The organism is Chryseobacterium salviniae, assembly GCF_035819015.1.
Classification (GTDB): domain Bacteria; phylum Bacteroidota; class Bacteroidia; order Flavobacteriales; family Weeksellaceae; genus Chryseobacterium; species Chryseobacterium salviniae.
Genome location: NZ_JAYLAA010000059.1, coordinates 1 through 15,748 on the forward strand (window position 1 = coordinate 1; position 15,748 = coordinate 15,748).

At 38.3% G+C, this 15,748-nt stretch carries 15 protein-coding genes and 1 pseudogene; 4 read left to right on the plus strand and 12 right to left on the minus strand.

Going from position 1 to position 15,748, the window contains the following annotated elements; translation table 11 throughout:
• Positions 1–300 precede the first annotated feature (300 nt).
• Entirely contained in the window at positions 301–792 is a 492-nt protein-coding gene (locus SOP96_RS17810) for a DinB family protein (RefSeq protein WP_326322244.1), read from the plus strand.
• A gap of 112 nt (positions 793–904) precedes the next feature.
• Here SOP96_RS17810 and SOP96_RS17815 read toward each other — a convergent pair whose 3' ends face one another.
• The 4 genes and pseudogenes from SOP96_RS17815 to hemB form a co-directional block, all read right to left on the minus strand.
• Complete coding sequence (locus SOP96_RS17815; protein ID WP_326322245.1) at positions 905–1,876, minus strand: helix-turn-helix transcriptional regulator; 972 nt, start codon at positions 1,874–1,876, stop codon at positions 905–907.
• Positions 1,877–1,916: 40 nt separating this feature from the next.
• Positions 1,917–3,644 carry an ABC transporter ATP-binding protein gene (locus tag SOP96_RS17820; RefSeq protein ID WP_326322308.1) on the minus strand — a complete coding sequence of 576 codons (1,728 nt, stop codon included), beginning with the start codon at positions 3,642–3,644 and terminating at the stop codon, positions 1,917–1,919.
• A gap of 501 nt (positions 3,645–4,145) precedes the next feature.
• Positions 4,146–4,871, minus strand: a pseudogene (lptB, locus tag SOP96_RS17825) (LPS export ABC transporter ATP-binding protein); the annotation flags it as partial.
• An 87-nt stretch (positions 4,872–4,958) separates the two neighbouring features.
• Positions 4,959–5,948 carry a porphobilinogen synthase gene (gene hemB, locus SOP96_RS17830; protein ID WP_326322246.1) on the minus strand — a complete coding sequence of 330 codons (990 nt, stop codon included), beginning with the start codon at positions 5,946–5,948 and terminating at the stop codon, positions 4,959–4,961.
• 120 nt (positions 5,949–6,068) lie between these two features.
• On the opposite strand from hemB, the gene SOP96_RS17835 reads away from it, so the two are divergent.
• The 3 genes from SOP96_RS17835 to SOP96_RS17845 all read left to right on the plus strand — a co-directional run bounded on the left by SOP96_RS17835 (position 6,069) and on the right by SOP96_RS17845 (position 8,746).
• Entirely contained in the window at positions 6,069–6,419 is a 351-nt protein-coding gene (locus SOP96_RS17835; protein ID WP_326322247.1) for a T9SS type A sorting domain-containing protein, read from the plus strand.
• A gap of 102 nt (positions 6,420–6,521) precedes the next feature.
• Complete coding sequence (locus SOP96_RS17840; RefSeq protein WP_326322248.1) at positions 6,522–7,433, plus strand: ABC transporter ATP-binding protein; 912 nt, start codon at positions 6,522–6,524, stop codon at positions 7,431–7,433.
• A gap of 2 nt (positions 7,434–7,435) precedes the next feature.
• Complete coding sequence (locus tag SOP96_RS17845) at positions 7,436–8,746, plus strand: ABC transporter permease (protein ID WP_326322249.1); 1,311 nt, start codon at positions 7,436–7,438, stop codon at positions 8,744–8,746.
• A 75-nt stretch (positions 8,747–8,821) separates the two neighbouring features.
• Here the strand turns inward: SOP96_RS17845 and SOP96_RS17850 are convergent, their stop codons facing one another.
• The 8 genes from SOP96_RS17850 to lpxD form a co-directional block, all read right to left on the minus strand.
• On the minus strand, positions 8,822–9,490 hold the full coding sequence (locus SOP96_RS17850; protein WP_326322250.1) for an outer membrane beta-barrel protein: 669 nt from the start codon (positions 9,488–9,490) through the stop codon (positions 8,822–8,824).
• A gap of 17 nt (positions 9,491–9,507) precedes the next feature.
• The gene (sucD, locus tag SOP96_RS17855) at positions 9,508–10,380 is read right to left on the minus strand and encodes a succinate--CoA ligase subunit alpha (protein WP_029294782.1); all 873 of its coding nucleotides are present in this window, start codon (positions 10,378–10,380) and stop codon (positions 9,508–9,510) included.
• Positions 10,381–10,470: 90 nt separating this feature from the next.
• The gene (locus SOP96_RS17860; RefSeq protein WP_326322251.1) at positions 10,471–11,373 is read right to left on the minus strand and encodes a UDP-3-O-(3-hydroxymyristoyl)glucosamine N-acyltransferase; all 903 of its coding nucleotides are present in this window, start codon (positions 11,371–11,373) and stop codon (positions 10,471–10,473) included.
• Between the two features lie 182 nt (positions 11,374–11,555).
• The gene (efp, locus tag SOP96_RS17865; RefSeq protein WP_027379799.1) at positions 11,556–12,122 is read right to left on the minus strand and encodes an elongation factor P; all 567 of its coding nucleotides are present in this window, start codon (positions 12,120–12,122) and stop codon (positions 11,556–11,558) included.
• Positions 12,123–12,138: 16 nt separating this feature from the next.
• The gene (locus SOP96_RS17870; RefSeq protein WP_326322252.1) at positions 12,139–12,468 is read right to left on the minus strand and encodes a hypothetical protein; all 330 of its coding nucleotides are present in this window, start codon (positions 12,466–12,468) and stop codon (positions 12,139–12,141) included.
• A 17-nt stretch (positions 12,469–12,485) separates the two neighbouring features.
• The gene (gene lpxA, locus SOP96_RS17875) at positions 12,486–13,274 is read right to left on the minus strand and encodes an acyl-ACP--UDP-N-acetylglucosamine O-acyltransferase (protein WP_326322253.1); all 789 of its coding nucleotides are present in this window, start codon (positions 13,272–13,274) and stop codon (positions 12,486–12,488) included.
• Positions 13,275–14,672, minus strand: a complete 1,398-nt coding sequence (locus tag SOP96_RS17880; protein ID WP_326322254.1) for a bifunctional UDP-3-O-[3-hydroxymyristoyl] N-acetylglucosamine deacetylase/3-hydroxyacyl-ACP dehydratase — start codon at positions 14,670–14,672, stop codon at positions 13,275–13,277.
• Positions 14,673–14,676: 4 nt separating this feature from the next.
• The gene (lpxD, locus tag SOP96_RS17885; RefSeq protein ID WP_326322255.1) at positions 14,677–15,696 is read right to left on the minus strand and encodes a UDP-3-O-(3-hydroxymyristoyl)glucosamine N-acyltransferase; all 1,020 of its coding nucleotides are present in this window, start codon (positions 15,694–15,696) and stop codon (positions 14,677–14,679) included.
• Between the last annotated feature and the right edge of the window lie 52 nt (positions 15,697–15,748).

Consider the following 15,748-nt stretch of genomic DNA (forward strand, 5'->3'; position numbering starts at 1 on the left):
KGGGGGGGCGCGGCTTCGCCCCCCCCCCGAAAAAAAGAAAAAAGCGAGTGCGGAGAGCGGGAATAAGCTCCTAAAAAAATGCTCCTCCTTTCCTGACATCAAAAGAAATGATCGGTCACAAAGACCGATCACTCTCAAATTATTACTTACCTAACATTGCATAATACATAGCAGTAACGCAGAAAGCCTATAGAATATTTTAAAAAATTAAAAAATTTCCAATACCGAAATTTCTACTGACAAACTGTTGTCATCAACCTGTTTTATCTTTGTATCAACAATAACAAACAAATTAAAATTATGACAACTACAGCAATTAACACGAAACAATTCATGACCTCTGAACAACTTCTTGAACACTGGCAGGGGCACAGAAATCTTACAAGAAGAGTAATCGAAGCCTTCCCGGAAAAAGAGCTTTTTGAATTCTCCGTTGGCGGAATGAGGCCTTTTGCAAAATTGGCAGTTGAACTCATCAGCATTGGCGGACCGGCTTTGAAAGGGATTGTAGAGAAAAAAATGGATGCTCATGATGAAGAAAGCTTTAATCCCAAGACAAAAGCAGAACTGCTGAACAAATGGGATGAAGAAACAGAAGTAATCAACCGTTATTTTGGGCAGATTTCGGAGGAGCGTTTCCAGGAAACTTTCAATTTATTCGGGCAGTATGAGTTTCCTGTTTACCAGAATATTCTGTATTTCGTGGATAATGAAATCCATCACCGCGGACAAGGCTACGTGTACCTGAGAGCTTTGGGAATGGAACCGCCTTTTTTTTGGGAGAGATTTTAAGCTTTCTGATGCCGCTCTACCGATTACGGGTATTGATTAACAATACAAATAAAACATCATTTGTTTAAAATCTTATATTCTGCTTAATTAAGTTTTTGCATCAACCTCAGCACTACAAATCTGCTGAGGTTTTTTGATGCTTTGCTGAAATATCTTCAATGATCTCAGCAAGTCTTATTTTAAGAATTTCCGGTTCCAGAATGGTTGCATAATCTGCAAAAGTGATGAGCCATCGTGGAAATCCGTCTGTAATCCATTCTGTTTCAAAGGTGAGTTCCATGCCCAGATCGGTTTCCTTTTCTTCAATTAAGCCGTAATATTTTTTTGAGTTGGAAAGATGGTTGATGATCTTTTTTTCAACGAGAAGCTTTACGATGGTTTTATTTCCGTTTCCGTTTTGGCGGTAGTCGTTGATCTGGCCGTATTCCTGTAGAAAAGGATTCTGGGTTTTATAGATCTGTAAAATCCTGTCGACCCTGAATTGTCTGAAATCGTTGCGCAGCGTACAGAAAGCCATAATATACCAATAGTTAAACTCAAAGAAAACGCCTACCGCTTCAATCGTTCTCATGGAAACGCTTCCATCAATGGTTTTATATTCTATGGTTAGCTGCCGTTTTTCGGCGATACTTTCCAAAACTATCGGAAGGACATCTTTGATATGGTCTTCCGTTTCGGGATAATAATTAAAGATATCAATTTGTTTTTCAATATTCTGAATAAGGTTTTTATCTGAATATTTCAACACTGAACGCACTTTTTCCATCGCCGTTCTGTAATGGCTTCCCAAACTCTGATGGGAAAATTTCTGCATCAGCTTTTCAGCGGTGATGAAACTCAGCACTTCTTCTTTGGTAAACATAACCGGCGGAAGTTTGTATCCTTCCATTAAAGAATAACCGCTTCCTGCTTCACCGATGATGGGAATTCCGGCATTCTCCAATGTTTTGATATCACGATAGATCGTTCTTACACTTACATCGAATTTTACGGCCAGATCCTGCGCTCTCACAATCGGCTTTGACTGTAACTGAGTGAGAATAGCAGTGACGCGGTCGAGTTTTTTAAGGTAATGATCGTTCATGAGTGAGAAGTTAACAAAAATACTTTTTACTTTTTTATTTCTAATTATCTTTAAAACTATTAACCAGCCTATCCAGATTCAGGCTTCTTGCAGCAGCATCAAATATTTCACGGTATGTTCCGTTGATTTGCACCAATTCGTCGTGGGTTCCGCTTTCCACTACCTTTCCTTTTTTCATAACATATATTTTATCCGAATCTAAAATCTGTGATAAAGAATGCGAAATGATAATTACCGTTCTGCCTTCTTTTATAGCATCCAAAGAATTTTTAATCTGTTCTGTTGCAATGGCATCCAGACTTGCGGTCGGCTCATCAAGGAAAATAATCGGCGGATTTTTTAAGAATAATCTGGCAATAGCAATTCTCTGCTGCTGTCCTCCGGAAAGCTGGGTAGCATCATGTTTATAACCATTGGGTAAATCCAGAATCTGCTCATGAAGGTATGCTTTTTTTGCAGCTTCTTCTATTTCCTGAAATGTTGCATTCATATTTCCATACCGGATATTGTCTTCAATGCTTCCCTGGAAAATATGATTTTTCTGCAATACCAATCCAAGGTCATTTCTTAGAAAAGTATTATCAAAATTATTTAAATCAACTCCATCCAAAACAATTTCTCCTGAATCGGGAAGGTAAAATTTGCATAAAAGATTGATAATGGTAGATTTTCCGGCTCCGCTTAATCCAACCAAAGCTGTTGTTTTTCCGTTTTCTATTTTCATCGAAACATCATGTAATGCCTGAGTTCCGTTAGGATACGTAAAATTGATATTTTTCAGTTCAAAATTTCCTGTAATATCCTTTTCCACAAAGTTTCCGTTCGGTTCTTTCTCGTCATCTGCATTCAATATATCGAAATACCCTTCGGCATAAATCATAGCATCGTTCATATCATCATAAATCCGGTGAAGCTGGCGAATCGGTGCCGAAACATTATTAAAAAGCATAATATGAAGCATAATAGCTCCGATGGTCATCTGCTGATCGAGTACAAGATAAACGGTTAAAAGAATAATCAAAACAACACCGAACTGTTCGATAAATGTTTTTAATCCATCATAAATAAAATTCGTTCTCCTTGTAAACATCTGGCTTTCCATCAGCTGCATCTGAAGATCGTATTGCTTTTTCCCTTCAAATTTTTCACGGACAAAACTTTTGATTACCATAATGGAATTGATGAGATTTAATAATCCTGATGTTTTCTGCTCACGCTGGTTTCTCAATGTTCTTCGTACGCCGCTCAGCTTTTTTGCCTGTAAGGAACTGACATAAAAATATATCGGGACAATAACCGTGGAAACAATCCCGACATACATATTTTGAAGGTACATGATGAGTAAAGCAATGATAGCATTTGAAAACAATGGCAGCATATCAATGAAAAAATTCTGAACGAGCCTGGTTAAACTTTCGATTCCTCTGTCGATCCTGATCTGAAGCTTTCCCGATTCGTGGTTTTCATCATTAAAATATGCAACACGATAAAGAAGAATTTTGTCAATTGCCGATTGCGCCAATACCGAACTTACATTAATCCTGATTTTTTCACCATAAAATTTCTGTCCGAAATTGATAAAAATATTCAGCAATTCTTTTCCTAATAAAATAACAGATATCACGATCAAAACATGAATACCTTCCGACATCGGATGCGGAAGCCGGGTAAGCTTTGTGACTTCATCCACGGTATATTTCAGAACCAAAGGGTTTACCTGGGCAGCAAGTGCTCCTAAAAATGTAAGAAATAAAGTTCCGTAAATCATCAGCCGATATGGTTTAATGAATGGAACCAGCTGCTTATAAATCCCGAATAAGGTTACCGTTCTGTTGAATGGTTTTGCCATACAAATTCTTTTAATTGAAAAACGTACCGCTTTACAAAGAAAAAGGTACGTTTTATTCTATTTTTCAGCAAATATCTGCTTTAATTAATTTTCAAAGACATAAGTGGTAAGATAATGCAGTTCCTGTCTGCTTGCAGCTTTAGATTCTGCTTCCGCCTGTTCCAATGAGTATTGGGAATTGATCTCTTTTTTCTGAAATACAAAAGCATTATTGGCCGTTTTATCAACCACATCATTGAAAATATGCTGAATTTCCGAATTTCCCAGTGAGGCAAAACTGATATCTTCAAAACCGTACATTAATCTCAGATCATCGAATTGTGCAAAATTCTGGTTCACAAATTCCTGCAGCTGTGCTTTAGAATCGAAATTTCCGGCCCAAATGTTATAGGCATAGCTTTTCTTTTTAGGCTTATCCAAAATACTCTGATACACGAAGTTTTCCCCCAAATACGCCTCTCTTACCTGCGGATCGTTGGCCAGCTCTTCCGGAAGGCCTTCCTTCAGGATCCTTCCTTCAAACATGATGTAGGTTTTATTGGTAATAGCCAGCGTTTGTTGTACGTTATGGTCGGTGATAAGAATTCCGATGTTTTTATCTACCAAACTTCTTACGATCTTCTGAATATCTTCAACCGCAATCGGGTCTACTCCGGCAAAAGGTTCATCCAAAAGGATAAAGCTTGGATCCGTAGCAAGGCAACGTGCGATTTCTGTTCTACGGCGTTCTCCTCCGGACAAAAGATCTCCTCTGTTTTTTCGGACATGCTGTAATGAGAATTCTTCAATCAGCTCGTCACATTTAATCTGCTGTTCCCGTTTGGAAAGTTTTGTCAGCTGCAAAACGCCCATGATATTTTCCTCCACGGAAAGCTTACGGAAAACAGAAGCTTCCTGCGCAAGATATCCGATACCTTTTTGTGCCCTGCGGTACATGGCATCAGTGGTGATTTCCTGCTTATCCAGGAAAATTTTTCCTGAAGTGGGCTTAACCAATCCTACAATCATGTAAAAAGAAGTGGTTTTTCCGGCTCCGTTCGGACCGAGCAACCCAACAATTTCTCCCTGCTGAACCTGTACGGATACACCTTTTACAACTTTTTTCGGACCGTATTCTTTGATTAAGTTTTCTCCTCGTAAAATCATGAAGCAAATATATAAAATGTAACTGTTTACTTTACAAAAACAATAAAAAAAACACCCCGAAATGAGGTGTCTTTTTATCTGATGAGATTATCTGTTTAAAATCATTGCTGCTTCTTTCGCAAAATAGGTGAAGATCATATCTGCTCCGGCTCTTTTAAAGCAGGTAAGGCTTTCGATAATGGTCTTATCGTTGTCCAGCCAGCCGTTTTGCGCCGCTGCTTTTACCATGGCGTATTCTCCGCTTACATTGTAAACTGCAATTGGAAGATCGATCGCTTCACGAACTTTAGAAACAATATCCAGGTATGGAAGCCCTGGTTTAATCATGATAATATCCGCTCCTTCTTCAATATCTTTGAAAACTTCGTTCAATGCTTCGCGCGAATTGTGAAAATCCATCTGATAGGTTTTTTTATCTTTCGGAATTTCCATAGTATCTTTCGGGGCACTGTCCAGAGCACTTCTAAAAGGTCCGTAAAAAGAGCTGGCATATTTTGCGGCATAACTTAGAATCCCCACATCGGTAAATCCGCTTTCTTCCAATGCTTCGCGGATTACCTGAACTCTTCCGTCCATCATATCGCTCGGTGCTACAATATCTGCTCCGGCTTCTGCGTGTGAGACAGACATTCTTGCCAACGCATCATTGGTTGCATCATTAACGATTTTGCCATTTTCAATAATCCCGTCATGACCGTAAATGGAATAAGGATCGAGTGCTACATCGGGCATCACCACCATTTCCGGAACAGCATCTTTTATCGCTCTGATCGTGTTCTGCATTAATCCGTTTTTGTTCCAGGCTTCTTTTCCGGTATTGTCCTTAAGATCATCTGAAACTTTCATATACAAGTTGACCGCTTTTACTCCTAAAGCAAATAACTCCTTACATTCTTTTACTGTCAGATCAATGCTTCTCCTGAAAATTCCGGGCATCGATGCAATCGGTTCTTCTTTATTTTCGCCCTCCATAACGAAGACCGGCATTACAAAATCACTTGTAGTAAGGATGGATTCTCTTACCAGACTTCTGACAGATTCATTTACTCTCAGCCTTCTATTTCTTGAATGTATCATTTGGAATACTTTTTGAATGAAATTTAATGCAAATTTACTACAACTTAAACAAAAAAGTATTGCAGGAGATTGTAGAATTGCTTAATTTTGTTTTAATATATTTATAGAAATTGTAATTTGATGAAAAAACTTTTACTTTTATTTATCTTTTTAGCTGCTTTTGTTGGATTTTCCAACAATGCAAAAGCTCAGATAAAGGAGCCTTCAGCATTTTCCCAGAAAGCTGATGACGGTGTTCTTGTAGCCTACCCCAATCCTGCAAAGGACTTTTTGATTGTAAAGGCCAAGGACTCTAATCTTAAAATTAGAAGTGTAACTTTTTATTCCATCTTAGGAAATCAGGTTGCCAATTATGCTGTAAATATGAATTCGGGAGAAATTAATATTGAAAAATTAAAACCCGGAAAATATCTGATCCGCTATATATTGAGTGACAACACGATAAAGGTTACACAAATCGTAAAACAATAATTAAATCCTGATAATCATCAGGATTTTTTCTTTTAGATTAATCTGTTTTCAATAATTCCGTAACTTTCGGAACTTTTCCTACTAATCAGTAAAAACAATTTAATGCTAAAAGCTGAACATATCAGAAAGACTTACAATGCAGGCAAAAAAATAGCATTGGACGACTTCAGCATTCATGTTCCGAGAGGAAGCGTGTATGGTCTTTTGGGCCCGAACGGAGCCGGCAAAACTTCATTCATCCGTATTATTAATCAAATTACTCAAGCAGATTCGGGAGATATTATGATCAACGGACAGAAACTCAATCCGGATCATATCAAGGATATTGGCTATATGCCTGAAGAAAGAGGGCTTTACAAAAATATGACCGTGGGCGACCAGCTTCTTTATTTCGGTGAGCTTAAAGGAATGACTAAAAATGATGCTTTGAATGAAGCCAAAAAATGGTTCGATAAGCTGCATATCGATCAATGGTGGAAAAAGAAACTTTCTGAGCTTTCAAAAGGAATGGCGCAAAAGATCCAGTTTGTAGTTACAGTCCTTCATAAACCCAATCTTCTGATCCTGGACGAGCCTTTCTCCGGTTTCGATCCTGTAAATGCGAATCTTATTAAAGATCAGATCATTGAACTGAAAAATAACGGCACCACCATAATTCTTTCAACGCACCGTATGGAAAGCGTTGAAGAAATGTGTGATTATGTGGCGCTTATTAATAATTCTAAAAAGATTATTGACGGAAGGGTATTCGATGTAAGGGAAAAATTCAAGAAAAATATTTTCGGAATTACACTTTCGGAAGTACAGGATATTCAGCTTGAACATTTTAAAAGAAAATATCAGATATTCAATATCATTAATGAAAATAATCTCATTTCCTTTGATCTAAAGAATGAAACGAATCAGAATAATATTCTCATTGATCTGGTTAATGTAGGAAAAGTACGTTCGTTTGAAGAAAAAATACCAAGTATGAATGAAGTTTTTATTAATGCAGTAAGCAGCACTATTTAATTATGAATAATATTTTTTTAATTACAAAAAGAGAGTTTCTGACTCAGGTTAAGAAAAAATCTTTCATTATATTAACTATTCTGGCTCCTATTCTTCTTGTTGCTTTCGGGGCGGTTATCGGCCTAATGTTTAAGGCTAATGAATCTCACAGCGTTATTGAAGTGGTGGATAAAAGCGGATTATTTACCAATCAGCTGAAATCTTCCGAACAATTGAAATATATTTTTGTTTCTGCTGCGGATGAAAAATCGAAAATCAATAATCTTAAAGGTAATGAATCCTTAGACGGAATTTTAGTTTTGCCGGAACTTAAAAATAAGAATTTTGATGATCTTCAAAAAAATACAAGGCTTGTTATCAATAATAAGATAGGCTTTGACACAAAACAAAAAATCATCTCCGATATTAATGAGGTTATCAGGAAGGAAAAAATAAAACAACTGGGCATTGCAGAAACACAGCTTATTAATCTTGATAAAAGCTTTACCCTGAAAACAATTAATGTTTCTGAGAATAATAAGGAAGATTCCGATCTCGCATTTGGAGTAAAAAGCGGATTGAGCATTCTTCTGATGTATGTTACTTTTATGTTTATCATCATCTATGGTGTTCGGGTGATGCGCAGTGTGCTGGAAGAAAAAAACAACCGTGTCGTGGAAATTATCATTTCTTCGGTAAAGCCATTTGAGCTGATGATGGGAAAAATTTTAGGGGTTACGCTGGTTGCCTTAACGCAGTTTGTAGTTTGGATCACCATGTCTGTAATCGGTGCTCTGGTTTTAAATACCGGATTTTCTTCCATTCAGAAAAATATTCCGGGGACAAATGAAGAACTTACAGATAAGCTTGATGTTGCGCAAATTGCCACTCAGGTTTCCCACAGTTTGCTGGAGCTTAATTTTCCGCTGATTATCTTTGTTTTTATCGTTTTTTTCCTGTTGGGATATATCTTTTACAGCTCTATCTACGCAGCTATTGGATCGGCGGTGGATAATGAAACGGAAACACAGCAGTTTACGCTTTTTGCTATTCTTCCTTTAATGTTGGGAATGTATGGTAGTTTTTCGCTGATGAATAATCCCGATGGCCCACTTGGATTCTGGCTTTCGATTATTCCTTTCACATCCCCTGTTGCAATGATTGCAAGAATACCTTTTGGGGTTCCGGCATGGCAGATTGCGCTATCAATCGCTTTACTTTTGGGAACAACTATTTTTATGATTTTCCTGGCAGGAAAGATCTACAGGGTTGGAATCCTGATGTATGGGAATAAAGCTACACTAAAAGAACTCTGGAGGTGGATTAAAGGATGAATTATTATTACGAATGTTAAATAAAATTCCCGAAGCAAGCTTCGGGAATTTTTATGTTTTGAAATCTGAAATTTCTTATCTGAAAATGTAGTTTACACTTACACTGAGAACCTGTTCAGATTTACTTTTATCGGTTCCGTTCGGCTCTTTATCAAGTCCCGGATAGGTATTGGAAAGCCCAAAATCATATCTTGCCGCTATCTCCAGCTGTCTTTTGTAGCTGTAACCAAAACCAAAGCCGATTCCAAAGTTAAAGCTGTTTGCTTTTCCGTTGACATTCGGCAGGGATGCTACTGTAACATCCGGATCGTAATAAGGCCTTGATACCGGTGCATCTTTTACACGCTGATTAATCAAGAAATTAAATCGCGGTCCTATCAATCCGAAGAATTCTGATTCCGCTTCAGAAAAATAGGCTTTAAAGCTGATTGGTACGCTCAGATAATCATTGGCATAAACAGCATCATAACCATCCTTACCTTTAGCATCTTTATCTTTTCCTGTTTCTCCGGCCCCGAAATATTGGATTTCAGGCTGAAAGAAGAATTGATTCGTGCTGCCTACAGGAATTAAAGCCAAAGCTCCCGCCTGTACGGTAAACCTTCTTCCAGAGGGATTGTGAGCATTCTTTACTGCCGAAAGGTTGGCTCCGGCAGAGACTCCGAATCTTGTACTGCTGAAGTCGATTTGTGCAAAAAACATCCCCGACAATAGCAAGGCGGAGGGTAATAAAAATTTTTTCATTGTGTATATATTTAAAATTATGCTAAAACCTTAGCCACGGTAACACCAATATCAGCAGGGGAATCTACTACATTGATACCGTTTTCTCTCATGATTTCCATCTTTGCCTGAGCGGTATCTTCAGCACCACCAACGATAGCACCTGCGTGGCCCATTGTTCTTCCTTTAGGAGCAGTTTGTCCGGCAATGAAACCTACTACAGGTTTTGTAGAACCGCTGGCTTTGTACCATCTTGCAGCTTCTGCTTCAAGACCACCACCGATTTCTCCGATCATTACAACCGCTTCCGTTTCAGGGTCATTGATGAATAATTCCAAAGCTTCTCTGGTAGTTGTCCCGATAATTGGGTCTCCACCAATACCAATTGCTGTAGAAATACCGAAACCGGCTCTTACAACCTGATCTGCAGCTTCATACGTGAGGGTACCTGATTTTGAAACGATACCTACTTTACCTTTTTTGAAAACGAAACCTGGCATAATACCAATTTTAGCTTCTTCAGATGTAATGATTCCCGGGCAGTTCGGACCGATTAATCTGCAGTCTCTGTCGGCAATGTAAGATTTTACTTTCACCATATCTGCTACAGGAATACCTTCGGTAATACATACAATAACTTTGATTCCTGCTTCCGCAGCTTCCATGATGGCATCAGCTGCAAATGCAGGCGGTACGAAAATGATACTCACGTTTGCTCCGGCTTTTGCCACCGCATCAGCTACTGTATTGAATACCGGCTTTCCAAGGTGCTCGCTTCCTCCTTTTCCCGGAGTAACACCACCTACCACGTTGGTTCCGTATTCGATCATCTGGCTTGCGTGGAAAGTACCTTCATTTCCCGTAAATCCTTGTACAATTACTTTAGAATCTTTGTTTACTAAAATTGACATTTTATTATTTATTTAATTTATTTATTAATTTTTAAATGCACACAAATTTAATTAAATTTCTTTGATTAAAGATAAATCTAAACAATTTGTTTATTTGAGATTTCTCAGCTTAACCTCTTTTTTCAGATAGGTTCTGAAGTCTTCTGCAATGGAGCCGAAATAGGTTCCTTTAGATAAATCCCTGTTTACACCTGCTTTGGCGAGTAACACAGTACCTTTTTCTATTCTGAGGCCCGATGCAATTCCCACCTGTCCCCAAATAGTAACTTCATCTTCAATGATACAGCAGCCGGCAATTCCCGTTTGGGACGCAATAAGGCATTTTTTTCCGATTACGGTATCATGCCCGATCTGGATCTGGTTGTCTAACACTGATCCTTCTCCGATAACCGTAGAATCCGTTACTCCTCTGTCAATGGTACATCCGTTTCCGATTTCAACGTTGTTTTTAATGATGACATTGCCAACAGAGATCAGGCGGTCAAAATTTCCGTCCAGTTTTCTGTAGTAGAAAGCATCACCTCCGAGAACCGTATTGGATTGAATGATAACATTATCACCGATCACCGTTCGGTCACCGATTACAACATTCGGGAAGATAAGGGTGTTTTTTCCGATCTTAACATTGTTTCCAATTACTGCTGAACGATGAATATGAGTTCCGTCTCCGATTTCCACATCATGGAGCTCTTCTGTGAAGTTGTAAATTCTCGTGAAGTGGGTATTGATTTTATTGAAATCCCTGAAAGGATCATCGGAAACCAAAAGGGCTTTTCCTTCCGGGCATTCCACTTCTTTATCAATAAGGATAATTGTGGCTGCGGAATTGAGGGCTTTATCGTAATATTTAGGGTGGTTTACAAAAACAATATCTCCTGGTCTTACCCTATGAATCTCATTGGTTCCGAGTACTTCAAAATCTTCGGGACCAATATATTTAGCTCCGATAATTTCGGCAATTGTTTTAAGTTTTTGTGGCTGATGAAACGTCATATTTTTAATGATGTTTAGTTATCAAACATGTCAAGATTAACCTTCATGTTTTTCTTAAATATTTAAAACTAATCGGACTTCATCCGATTCTTGTATAAATTGTCCCTATGAACTCTTTGAAACTTTTATAAATAAAAATTCGGAGTGCAATTGCAGACCGAATTTCTGTAGATTGTATTAAATTATTCTTTAACTCTTTCTAAGTAAGAACCATCTTCCGTGCTTACTTTGATTTTGTCTCCCGGTTCGATAAATAAAGGAACCATTACCCTTGCTCCTGTTTCAACGATAGCGTTTTTAAGAGCGTTGGTGGCTGTATTCCCTTTTACTCCCGGATCGGCTTCCACGACTTCCAGATAGACAGATTGCGGTAATTCTGCGGAAAGAGGTGTTTCATCTGCTTCTTTCAGGATAATTGTCACTTCTTCACCAGCTTTCATAAGGTTTGAGTTTTCGATCATCTCCTTGTTGAGGTACAGCTGAGAGAAGTCGTCATTATTCATGAAGTGGAATCCGTTCTCATCATCGTATAGATACTGGTATTTTCTGGTGATTACTTTTACTTCGTCGATTTTATGACCTGCAGAGAAGGTGTTGTCGATTACTTTTCCGTTGGTTACTGATTTTAGTTTTGTTCTAACGAAAGCAGGGCCTTTTCCCGGTTTTACGTGAAGAAATTCGATAACTTTATAAATATCGTTGCTGTACTCAATGCAAAGTCCTTTTCTGATATCGTTGCTTGTTGCCATTAATTTTTGTATATAATTATTTTCTTTTGTTAAATTGTATTCCCTCTCCCTGCGGCATCATTCTGTTGAATGTATTGTTATTGAACGTATTTACATTATTCTGAAGTCGGTTCACATTCATCTGAATTTCGGAGTTATAGGGGTTGGCCGTTCCAAAAACAGAGTTTGAATTATCCTTTTTCAGGATAGATTTAAAATTACTTTTGGCAAGGCTGTCTTTAGACTTCTCGGGAAGTTTTCTTTCCATGATGGAAGCCTTCGTTGTTTTCTGAGTTTTTAATCCTTCCGTCTGCTGACCGAATACAGTAGTTGCTGAAAGCATCATAAAAAAGATTAAAATTTTCATATCTGATTTTTGTTGAATTATTCTCTTCCGGTTCCGTAGCCTTTAACGATTCCTCTCGGAGAGTTCTGAATGAATTGAAGGATTTCGTCTCTTTCAGCGGTAGGAAGCATTTCTTTCTCGATATGGGAAATTGCCTGTGAAACATTCATTTTCATCTGGAAAATGGCTCTGTAAATTTTCTGGATTTCAAATATTTTTTCGTTGGTAAATCCTCTTCTTCTTAGTCCTACGGAGTTGATTCCTGCATATGACATTGGCTCTCTTGCCACTTTTACATAAGGCGGGATATCTTTTCTTACCAGCGTTCCACCGGAAATCATTACATGCTTGCCGATTTTACCGAACTGATGAACTGCGGATAAACCTCCCATTACGGTATAATCACCAATTTCTACATGTCCTGCAATACCGCAACCGTTTACAATGATAACGTGGTCACCAATCACACAATCATGAGCAATATGCGATGTTGCCATGATAAGGCAGTTTTTACCTATTTTGGTAAATCCCAGTGCTTTTGTTCCTCTGTTTACGGTAACACATTCTCTGATGGTAGTTTCGTCGCCAATAATCACCTGGGTATCTTCCCCATCAAATTTCAGATCCTGAGGAATAGCGGATATTACCGTTCCCGGAAAAATTCTGCAGTTTTTACCAATTCTTGCTCCATCCATGATGGTAACATTGGGACCGATCCAGGTTCCTTCTCCTATTTCTACGTCTCCTGCAATGGTAGTGAAAGGTTCTACGATTACATTTTTGCTGATTTTCGCACGCTTATCTACGGCTGCTAATTGATGAATCATTTAATCAACTTTATTTTTTGCAACTTGAGCCATTAATTCTGCTTCTACAGCAATGGTATCTCCAACATATCCGTAGCCCTGCATGTGGACAATTCCTCTTCTGATCGGCTCGATCAATTCAATCTTGAAAATAATAGTATCCCCCGGCACTACTTTTCTTTTGAATTTTACTTTATCAATTTTTATGAAATAGGTAGAGTAATTTTCAGGATCCGGAACACTAGCCAATACCAGGATACCACCTGTCTGCGCCAATGCTTCCACCTGTAAAACGCCCGGCATTACAGGTTCTTTCGGAAAATGTCCTACGAAGAACGGTTCGTTCATGGTTACATTTTTCAATCCTACTACATGAGAGTCTGAAAGCTCAAGAATTTTGTCAATTAACAAAAACGGGGGTCTGTGCGGCATAAGCCTCATGATTCCGTTGATATCAAAAACAGGTTCTTTGGTAAGGTCAAAATCGGGAACGTTCTTTTTTTTCTGCAGTTTCCACTGTCGGTTAAGTTTTTTGGCAAACTGGGTATTTACATAATGGCCCGGCTTGTTGGCAATCACTTTTCCTTTTATTTTTACTCCTGCTAAAGCGAGGTCACCGATCACGTCGAGTAACTTGTGTCTTGCCGCTTCGTTAGGATAATTTAAATTCAAATTATCAAGAATTCCGTTTGATCTAATGGATACATTGTCTTTTCCGAAAGCTTTTTTCAGCTTTTCCGTAGTTTCGGGAGTAAGATCTTTGTCTACGTATACAATGGCGTTAGAAATATCCCCCCCTTTAATAAGGCCGTGATCTAACAGCATTTCGAGTTCATGTAAGAAGCTGAAAGTTCTTGCAGAGGAAATCTCATCTTTAAATTCTGAAATATTTTTAAGCGTGGCATTTTGGGTTCCTAAAACTTTAGTTCCGAAATCTACCATTGTTGTAACTTCGTATGTATCTGAAGGGATAATTGTGATTTCAGACCCAGTAGCCGGGTCATTATAGGTAAGTACTTCTTTCACAACCAGATATTCTCTGGCAACATTTTGTTCTATAACACCTACGCTTTCAATAGCTTCAACGAAATATTTTGAAGATCCGTCTAAGATTGGAGGTTCGGAAGCATCCATTTCCAGAATCGCATTGTCTATATCACAACCTACTAAAGCAGCTAAAAGATGTTCACAGGTTGTAATTTTTACGCCTAATTTTTCTAATGTTGTCCCTCTTTCTGTGGCTACTACATAGTTTACATCTGCTTCTACCTGGGGATGCCCTTCCAGGTCTGTTCTTACAAAAACGAAACCTGTATTTTCTTTGGCCGGTTTCATGGTAAGTTTTACTTCTTTACCAGTATGAAGTCCGATCCCGGAAAGTGTTACTTCCTGCTGAAGCGTTTTTTGCATATCACTCATTAGTTTAATCTTTTGAGTTATTCTCAAGATTTTTTATTCTATTAACGATTTCAGTAAAGTTTCTGAAATGAATGTAATTTCTCAGATAATCATTATAATTGATTGCCGGTGAGCCATACAATGTTTCTCTATCATTTACGCTGGAGTTTACACCGCTTTGAGCCTGAATTTTCACCTGATTTCCTATTTTTATATGGCCTACGATACCTACCTGGCCGCCAATTTGGTTCCAGTCTCCGATGGTAGTAGATCCTGCGATACCTGCCTGTGCCGCAATTACATTGTTTTCACCTATTTTTACGTTATGTGCAATCTGAATCAGGTTATCGATTTTTGTTCCTTTACCAATTACGGTTGAGCCTATAGTTGCACGGTCGATGCTGCAGTTTGAGCCGATTTCTACATCATCTTCAATAATAACATTTCCCAGCTGCGGAATTTTTTTGAAGCCTTCCGGTGTGGGCTGGAAACCGAATCCGTCTCCGCCGATTACCGTATTAGAATGAATCACACAGTTGTCTCCAATAATGCAATAATCATAAATTCTGGCACCGCTGTCTATTTTACAGTTTTTACCGATCTTCACTCCTTTACCTATGTATACCTGTGGATAAATCTGGGATCCTTCCCCAATTTTCGCTTTTTCTGAAACATACGTAAAGGCACCAATATAAGCTTTTTCACCGATCATGGCCGTTTCATGTATTGAAGAGCCATTTTCAATGCCTTCTTTTTTCCCCTGCATTTCCTGATAAAGGTTCATGAGTATCTGGAAAGAAAGATAGGCATCTTTCACCGATATAATGGTAGGAGTATAAGAATTTTTGGTAATAAGACTTTCTGAAACAATAATCACCGAGCATTTTGTGCTGTCTAAATAATGCGTAAATCTATCTTGTGCTATAAAAGAAAGATGCCCTGTTTCCCCACTTTCAATAGGTGAAACACCAGTAATAAGTGCACTCTCGTCACCTATTATTTTTCCGTCAATAAAACTTGCAATTTGCGAAGCTGTAAATTCCATATTCTGCAAAGATAAGAAATTCTGTAATTCGCAAACATTTTTTGGTTTTCGG

Bases quoted from the DNA above. Each gene is read 5' to 3' on its own strand.
- lpxD (WP_326322255.1), bottom strand. From the start codon at position 15,696: ATGGAATTTACAGCTTCGCAAATTGCAAGTTTTATTGACGGAAAAATA.
- SOP96_RS17840 (WP_326322248.1), top strand. From the start codon at position 6,522: ATGCTAAAAGCTGAACATATCAGAAAGACTTACAATGCAGGCAAAAAA.
- SOP96_RS17820 (WP_326322308.1), bottom strand. From the start codon at position 3,644: ATGATTTACGGAACTTTATTTCTTACATTTTTAGGAGCACTTGCTGCC.
- SOP96_RS17850 (WP_326322250.1), bottom strand. From the start codon at position 9,490: ATGAAAAAATTTTTATTACCCTCCGCCTTGCTATTGTCGGGGATGTTT.
- SOP96_RS17860 (WP_326322251.1), bottom strand. From the start codon at position 11,373: ATGACGTTTCATCAGCCACAAAAACTTAAAACAATTGCCGAAATTATC.
- hemB (WP_326322246.1), bottom strand. From the start codon at position 5,948: ATGATACATTCAAGAAATAGAAGGCTGAGAGTAAATGAATCTGTCAGA.
- SOP96_RS17880 (WP_326322254.1), bottom strand. From the start codon at position 14,672: ATGAGTGATATGCAAAAAACGCTTCAGCAGGAAGTAACACTTTCCGGG.
- sucD (WP_029294782.1), bottom strand. From the start codon at position 10,380: ATGTCAATTTTAGTAAACAAAGATTCTAAAGTAATTGTACAAGGATTT.
- SOP96_RS17815 (WP_326322245.1), bottom strand. From the start codon at position 1,876: ATGAACGATCATTACCTTAAAAAACTCGACCGCGTCACTGCTATTCTC.
- SOP96_RS17870 (WP_326322252.1), bottom strand. From the start codon at position 12,468: ATGAAAATTTTAATCTTTTTTATGATGCTTTCAGCAACTACTGTATTC.
- SOP96_RS17845 (WP_326322249.1), top strand. From the start codon at position 7,436: ATGAATAATATTTTTTTAATTACAAAAAGAGAGTTTCTGACTCAGGTT.
- efp (WP_027379799.1), bottom strand. From the start codon at position 12,122: ATGGCAACAAGCAACGATATCAGAAAAGGACTTTGCATTGAGTACAGC.
- SOP96_RS17810 (WP_326322244.1), top strand. From the start codon at position 301: ATGACAACTACAGCAATTAACACGAAACAATTCATGACCTCTGAACAA.
- SOP96_RS17835 (WP_326322247.1), top strand. From the start codon at position 6,069: ATGAAAAAACTTTTACTTTTATTTATCTTTTTAGCTGCTTTTGTTGGA.
- lpxA (WP_326322253.1), bottom strand. From the start codon at position 13,274: ATGATTCATCAATTAGCAGCCGTAGATAAGCGTGCGAAAATCAGCAAA.